The organism is Streptomyces sp. NPDC057010, from assembly GCF_042673805.1.
Taxonomy (GTDB): Bacteria; Actinomycetota; Actinomycetes; order Streptomycetales; family Streptomycetaceae; genus Streptomyces.
On the sequence record NZ_JBHUSC010000009.1, the window covers coordinates 161,783 to 168,630 of the forward strand.

Annotated in this window: 6 protein-coding genes; 4 read left to right on the forward strand and 2 right to left on the reverse strand. The window is 75.2% G+C overall.

Features of this window, described 5'->3' with window-relative positions:
• Positions 1 to 128: 128 nt before the first annotated feature.
• The gene (locus tag ACFTXQ_RS12640; protein ID WP_382639259.1) at positions 129 to 1,700 is read left to right on the forward strand and encodes a carboxylesterase/lipase family protein; all 1,572 of its coding nucleotides are present in this window, start codon (positions 129 to 131) and stop codon (positions 1,698 to 1,700) included.
• Between the two features lie 119 nt (positions 1,701 to 1,819).
• A complete protein-coding gene (locus ACFTXQ_RS12645) occupies positions 1,820 to 2,827 on the forward strand; it encodes a LacI family DNA-binding transcriptional regulator (RefSeq protein WP_382639262.1) in 1,008 nt (335 codons plus the stop codon).
• A 50-nt stretch (positions 2,828 to 2,877) separates the two neighbouring features.
• Here the strand turns inward: ACFTXQ_RS12645 and ACFTXQ_RS12650 are convergent, their stop codons facing one another.
• Complete coding sequence (locus tag ACFTXQ_RS12650) at positions 2,878 to 3,681, reverse strand: phosphatase PAP2 family protein (RefSeq protein WP_382639265.1); 804 nt, start codon at positions 3,679 to 3,681, stop codon at positions 2,878 to 2,880.
• 97 nt (positions 3,682 to 3,778) lie between these two features.
• Positions 3,779 to 4,732, reverse strand: coding sequence for an alpha/beta hydrolase fold domain-containing protein (locus ACFTXQ_RS12655; protein WP_382639267.1), 954 nt, complete (start codon positions 4,730 to 4,732; stop codon positions 3,779 to 3,781).
• A 255-nt stretch (positions 4,733 to 4,987) separates the two neighbouring features.
• Here ACFTXQ_RS12655 and ACFTXQ_RS12660 point away from each other — a divergent pair, with 255 nt between their 5' ends.
• The gene (locus ACFTXQ_RS12660; RefSeq protein ID WP_382639269.1) at positions 4,988 to 5,515 is read left to right on the forward strand and encodes an ATP-binding protein; all 528 of its coding nucleotides are present in this window, start codon (positions 4,988 to 4,990) and stop codon (positions 5,513 to 5,515) included.
• Between the two features lie 71 nt (positions 5,516 to 5,586).
• The coding region (locus tag ACFTXQ_RS12665; protein WP_382639272.1) for an AMP-binding protein at positions 5,587 to 6,848 on the forward strand (1,262 nt) is incomplete at its 3' end.

Consider the following 6,848-nt stretch of genomic DNA (forward strand, 5'->3'; position numbering starts at 1 on the left):
GACGGAAACAAAAAAATCGCAATACTGACTCGTGTCGGCGTGCACCCCCGCGCCCAGCCAGGAAGGATCGCCTCATGGCCCAGGCTCACCCCCCAAGCGAGGCTCACCCCCCAACCGGAGACCGGCTGGTGGTCGAGCTGCCCGCAGGGCACCGGCTCCGCGGCGCCGTCGAGGACGGCCTCGCCGTCTTCCGCGCCGTCCCCTACGCCGCCCCGCCCGTCGGAGACCTGCGCTGGCGGCCCGCCCAGCCGCACCCCGGCTGGCCCGGCGTGCGCGACGCCACCGCCGACGGCCCCAGCGCCCCGCAGATGTACCAGGAGGGCGGCGACCCCGTGCTCGGCGGCCACGGCTCGCCCCCCTTCGACGAGGACTGCCTGACCCTCAACATCTGGACCCCCGCCACCGCCCCCGCCACCGCCCCGGCCTCCGACGGCGTCCCCCGCCCGGTGCTCCTCTGGATCCACGGCGGCGGTTTCGTCTCCGGCTCGGGCTCGCTGCCCGGCTACTCCGGCGAAACCTTCGCGCGCGACGGCGACCTGGTCGTGGTCAGCATCAACTACCGCATCGGCCCCCTGGGTTACCTCTACCTCGGCCCCGAGGCCGACGACAGCCCCGCCCCCGGAAGCCCGCCCCCCGCCAACCACTGGCTCACCGACCAGCTGGCCGCCCTCCACTGGGTCCGCGAGAACATCACCGCCTTCGGCGGCGACCCGGACCGCATCACCGTCGCCGGCCAGTCCGGCGGCGCGGTGTCCACCGCCGCACTCGCCGGGCACCCCGAGGCGCAGGGCCTGATCCGGCGGGTGATCCTGCAGAGCCCGCCCTTCGGCCTGGACCTGCCCGACCCGGAGACCTACCTGGAGCGCACCGCCGCCTACCTGGAGCTGGCCGGCGCCAAGAACGCCGACGAGCTGCGGGCCCTGCCCTGGCCCGCGCTGATCGGAGCGGGCGGAGGGCTCTTCGCGCAGACGATGCGCTGGGGCTACTGGCCCACCCCCTTCCTGCCCGTGATCGACGGGACCACCCTCCCGCGGCACCCGGCGCAGGCGCTCCTGCACGGAGCGACGGCCGACATCGACGTGATGATCGGCTGGACCCGCGAAGAGGCGAACTTCGGCTTCGCGCTCGACGAGGGGTACGCCGCCGCCACCCGCGAGCAGGTCACGAACCGGATCGCCGAGACCTTCGGCGCCGAAGCCGCCCCCGGTGTGTACGCGGCGTACGAGTCCAGCCGCCCCGGCGCCCGCCCGGCCGACGTGCTCATGGACCTGATCACCGACGAGCTGTTCCGCGTCCCCGCCGTGCGGCTGGCCGAGGAGCGGGCCGAGGCGGGCCGGCCCGTCTGGGCCTACCAGTTCGACCTGCCCACGCCCGCGTACGAGGGCCGGCTCGGCGCCGCGCACTGCCTCGAGCTCCCCTTCGTCTTCGACAACTTCGACCAGTGGTCGCACGCCCCCTTCCTCACCGGGCTCGCCCCGACCGTCCGCGACGGCCTCGCCCACGCCATGCACCGGGCCTGGATCGCCTTCGTCCGCACCGGCGACCCGAACCATCCGGACCTGCCGCCCTGGCAGCGGTACGACGCACCGCAGCGCACCACCATGCGCTTCGACTCGGTCATCGCACCCCTGGGGGACCTCGCGGGCACCTCCAGGCGCCTCCACGAGTCCGCACACACCGCCACCCCGCCCCTCACCTAACTCGTGTAACCTGAAAGGAGGTGCGCACCGGCCCCCGATGCGCGCAGAGCAGGAGCCGAGCACGACCGACAGGTCGCGCAAGAGCGGCAAGAGCGGCAAGAGGAGCGTCGAGGGACGTCATGGCCAAAGACACACACGTCCGCGCGTCCATCACCAGCGCCGACGTGGCCCGCCTCGCCGGGGTCTCGCGCGCCACGGTCTCCTTCGTGCTGAACGACACCCAGGGCCACCGGGTCAGCGACACCACCCGCGCCCGGGTGCTCGACGCCGCCGAACAGCTCGGCTACGTACCGCACGCGGCCGCCCGCTCCCTGCGCGCCGGCCGCAGCAACCTGGTCCTGATGCCCGCGTCGATCTCCGCCATCGGCCGGCTCGTCAGCGACTGGGTCGACGACCTGCACAGCGAGCTCGACCGCCACGGCTACACCGCCGTACTCCACGCAGGCCGCTTCGCCGACCCCCTCGACGCCGCCCGGGCCTGGGCCGAACTGCGCCCGGCGGCCGTCGTCGCCCTCGACGGCGACCGCTTCACCGCCGAGGCGGCCCGGCTGCTCGGCCGCGCAGGGGTGCGCGGCCTGCTCGCGTTCGCGGCCCGCCCCGTCGAGGGCGTGTTCACCATCGGTTTCGACCACGCCCGGATCGGCGCCACCGCCGCCGAACACCTCATCGCCCGCGGCCGGACCCGGATCGGCGTGGTCATGCCCACCGAGCGAGGCCTCGGCACGCTGGCCCGGCCCCGCCTCGCGGGCGCCGAGTCGGTCGCCGCCCGCCACATGGCCACCGTGACCCCGGTCGAGCTCTCGTACACGCAGGAGTCCGCGACCGCCCTCGCCCGCCGCTGGCGCGGCCTCGGCCTGGACTCCGTCTTCGCCTACAACGACGAGTACGCCGCGCTGCTCCTGCACGCGCTGCGGGCCGAGGGCATCACCGTCCCCGACGAGGTCGCCCTCGTCGGCTCGGACGACCTCGTCCTCGCCGCACTCCAGCAGCCCGCGCTCACCACGGTCCGGCTCGACCTGCCTTCGGCGGCGCGGATCGCGGACGCCCTGCACGCGCTCGTCGAGACCGGCACGGCCCCGCCCGTGCCGGCCATCGAGGCCGTGCTCGTCGAGCGCCAGACGTCCTGAGGGGCCGGGGAAGCATCCGCTTCGCCCGGCCCCCGGCCCGGCCGCACCCCCTACACGGCAGCGCGTTGCGGGGCGCCCGCGGCCGCCCCCCGGCGGTCGTGGACACGTACCCGTTCACGGGCGAGTGCGCCGCGGCACAGCCACCACGCCAGCAGCCCCGCGCCCGCGCCGGCGGCTGCCCCGGCCACGGTGTCGCTGAGCCAGTGCGCGTGCAGCCACGTACGGCTCCACATCATCGCCAGCGTGAAGACGGCGCCGGCCGGCCACCACGCCCGCCGGCGGGCCGCCGGGACCAGCAGCGCTCCGACGAGGACGACGAGCAGGGCCGCCGTGGCCGCGTGGCCGGACGGGAAGGACCCGTGGTCGACGCGGACCAGAGGGTGCTCCGGGCGCGGCCGGTCCACCAGGTGCTTCAGCCCCTGGACGACGGCCATGTTGCCGCCGACGTAGACGAAGAAGAGGAAGGCCGCGGACACCCGGCGCCCGCGCACGAGCAGCAGGACCAGCAGGGCGAGGGGGACGACGACGCCGAGCGGGCCGCCGAACCAGTTCAGGGCCGCGGCGAGGACGGCGTACGGGCCGTCGTGCGGGCCGCCCATCCAGGCCAGCCAGCGGTCGTCCATGCGCTGGAACGGGGGATCGGCTACGTCCGAGCGGACGACGAGGCCCGACAGTGCGGCGGCCCCCAGGAGCAGGACGCCGAGGACGGCGACGCGGACGCCGGGACCGTGCGGGGCCCCGGCGCCGTGACGCGGCCCGGGTGCGGCGGGCTTGGCGGGCGTGCGGGGTACGCCGGGCGCGTCGGGGGCGTTGCGTGCGTCGGGTCTGTGGGGCGGGGTGGTGGCGTGGTTCATTGCTGCCTCTCGCGGCCGTGCGTGTGCTGAGGGGACGCGGGGGGCGCGGGCGCCCGGCAGGCGGCCGCGCCCCCGCGCGGTGAAGCCGAGGGCGCGGTCAGGCGCTCGCGCCGAGGTGCCCGGCCAGGAAGCCGACGCTCTCCGTGACGATCCGGGCGATGTCCGGGGAGCCGAGGAAGATGTGGTCCGCGCCGTCCACCGGCCGCAGGGTGACCTCGCCCCCGCCGCTGCACAGGGCCTCGGCGAGCGCCTCGCTCTGGCTGTAGGGGACCAGGCCGTCCTGGGTCCCGTGCACCAGCAGGAACGGCGGCAGGTGCGGGCCGCCCGCGTACGTCACCGGGCTGGCGACCCGCGCCAGCGCCGGGCGCTCGGCTTCGGTGCCGCCCAGCAGGGCGACGTACGGGTCGGGGAACTCGACGCCCGAGGGCATCGGCGGCATGGGGTGGGCGGCCAGGGCTTCGAGATCGGAGCAGCCGTACCAGTCGACGACGGCCAGGACGCCCGTCTCCCCGGAGCCGACGCCGGCCGTGCCCTCCAGCGCCGCGCCGTCCGGGCTGCCGGGGCCGACGAGGCCCGCGAGCGCGGCCAGGTGACCGCCCGCCGACTCGCCCCAGACGCCGATCCGGTCCGGGTCGATGCCCAGGACGTCGGCGAACGCGCGGACGTAGCGGATCGCGGCCTTCACGTCGTGCAGCTGCGCCGGGAAGGGGGCTTCGAGGCTGTGCCGGTAGTCGACGGAGACCAGCGCGAGTCCGGCCCCGAGCACCGCCCCGTGCAGCAGCGCGGCGGGCACGGTCGGCGGCGGGTAGCGGCGGTCGCCCTCCAGCCAGCCGCCGCCGTGGATCCACACGACCGCGGGGAACGGCCCGTCGCCGGCGGGCACCTGCACGTCGAGCAGCCGGGGCCGGTAGCCGGGCGTGGTCGCGTACGTGACGCCGTCGAAGCGGCGGACACCGTCCGGACCGGTCACCGGAGGCACGGGGGACTGGTACGGCGGGGGCGGCCAGGTCATGTCGGAGGTGTCGAACACGGCCGGGGGAGTTTGGGTCATTGCGGCCCTTCCAAATCGGCGCGGCCAGGGTGGCCGACGGGTCCACGTGCGTCACAGGTTTTATGCGCTTTGTCCGAAATCCTTGCGCGAAGCGCCCGGCCGGACTTACGGTGCTGGGACGAAGTGTTACACGTGTTACCAAGACTCTAGCGACGCATTTCCGCTGACTACAAGCCCAGCGGCGGTCCGACTTCCGGACCGGTTACACGAGCCACACCGCGGGGGCGTCGCCCCTTCCCCCTCCGGGAGCACGTCATGCTCACCACCGCCACCTCGCCCACCGCCGCAGCCGGCAGGCCCGTAGCCGCCGTCCCCTCCCGGGGCGGCAGCAGGAACTTCACCCACTGGGTCACCGATCCGGTCGCGGCGACCGTCCCCCGGGTCAGGGCCAGGGTGCGTGCCGCGCTCAAGGGCTGGTGCGTCTCCGCCGAGGAGGCGGACGTCCTGCTGCTGGCCGTGAGCGAGCTCGTCGGCAACGTCGTCCGGCACGCGGGCACCGGCCGGATGCGGGTGGGCCTGGCCTGCGGCGGCGGCTGGCTCCGGCTGGAGGTCGCCGACCAGGGCGCCGCCCTGCCCCGGCTGCCCGCCCCTTCCGCGGCGATCGACCCGGACTCCGAGAGCGGTCGCGGGCTGCTGCTCGTACAGCTGCTGGCAGCCGACCTGGGTGGTGAACTCGCGCTGGTCGTCGATCAGTTCGGCAAGTCCGTCCGGCTGCGCATTCCGGCGTCGCGGGTCCCGGAGCCGGAGCCGGTGCCGGTGGCGGTGCCGGCACCGGTGTCGTAGTGCAGGCGGGCCATGGCGACGAGCGCCCGCGTAGTCCGACCCCTCCCGCTCCCCGACCGAGGTGCCGCCCCATGGAGCTGTCCCCGTCCGCGCACACCGATCCCTTCTGCCGGGACCGGCTGCCGCCCACCGCCCTCTGGCCCGAACTCCACTTCGACCTGCCGGAGTTGCAGTACCCGGACCGGCTCAACTGCGCCGGCCGGCTACTGGACGACGCCGTCGAGCAGCGGGGCCCCGACCGCCCCTGCCTGCTCACCCCCACCGAACGCTGGACCTACGGCGAACTCCGGCTCCGCGCCAACCAGGTCGCCCAGGTGCTCACCGAGGACCACGGGCTGGTCCCCGGCAACCGCGTGCTGCTGCGCGGCCCCAACAACCCCTGGCTGGTGGCCGCCTGGTTCGGGGTCCTCAAGGCGGGCGGCGTCGCCGTCACCACCATGCCGCTGCTGCGCGCCGCGGAACTCACCGACCTCCACGACATCAGCCGGCCCGCGCTCGCCGTCTGCGACCACCGCTACGCCGGGGAACTCGAAGCGGCCCGCCTCCCCGGCCTGACCGTCCTCACGTACGGGGGTACGGAACCAGCGGACCTGACCGCGCGCTGCGCCGCCAAGACCGGCCGGTTCGCCACCGTGGCCACGGCCGCCGACGACGTGGCGCTGATCGCCTTCACCTCCGGCACCACCGGCCGCCCCAAGGCCACCCTGCACTTCCACCGCGACGTGCTCGCCACGGCCGACACCTTCTCCCGGCACGTCCTGCGGCCCCGCCCCGACGACGTCTTCACCGGAACGCCGCCGCTCGCCTTCACCTTCGGGCTCGGCGGACTGGTCGTCTTCCCCCTCTCCGCCGGCGCCGCCGCCCTGCTGGTCGAGCAGGCGACCCCGGAGCGGCTGGCCGACCTCGTCGCGGAACACGGGGCGACCGTGCTCTTCACCGCGCCGACGGCCTACCGCGCGATCCTGGCGGCTGGGGCCGGCCACCGGCTGGCGGGCCTGCGCCGCTGCGTGTCCGCCGGGGAAGCGCTGCCCGCCGCGGTGTGGCACGAGTTCCACGAGGCCACCGGGCTGCGCCTCATCGACGGGATCGGCGCCACCGAGATGCTCCACGTCTTCCTCTCGGCCGCCGACGGGGACATCCGGCCGGGCTCCACCGGCCGCCCGGTGCCCGGTTACCGGGCCGCGATCGTGGACGAGCACGGGGCTCCCGTCCCCGACGGGCAGCCGGGGCTCCTCGCCGTCACCGGTCCCACGGGCTGCCGGTACATGGAGGACCCGCGCCAGAGCGTGTACGTCCGGCACGGCTGGAACATCACTGATCGGCGCCTTCATGG

Bases quoted from the DNA above. Each gene is read 5' to 3' on its own strand.
- ACFTXQ_RS12645 (WP_382639262.1), top strand. From the start codon at position 1,820: ATGGCCAAAGACACACACGTCCGCGCGTCCATCACCAGCGCCGACGTG.
- ACFTXQ_RS12650 (WP_382639265.1), bottom strand. From the start codon at position 3,681: ATGAACCACGCCACCACCCCGCCCCACAGACCCGACGCACGCAACGCC.
- ACFTXQ_RS12655 (WP_382639267.1), bottom strand. From the start codon at position 4,732: ATGACCCAAACTCCCCCGGCCGTGTTCGACACCTCCGACATGACCTGG.
- ACFTXQ_RS12660 (WP_382639269.1), top strand. From the start codon at position 4,988: ATGCTCACCACCGCCACCTCGCCCACCGCCGCAGCCGGCAGGCCCGTA.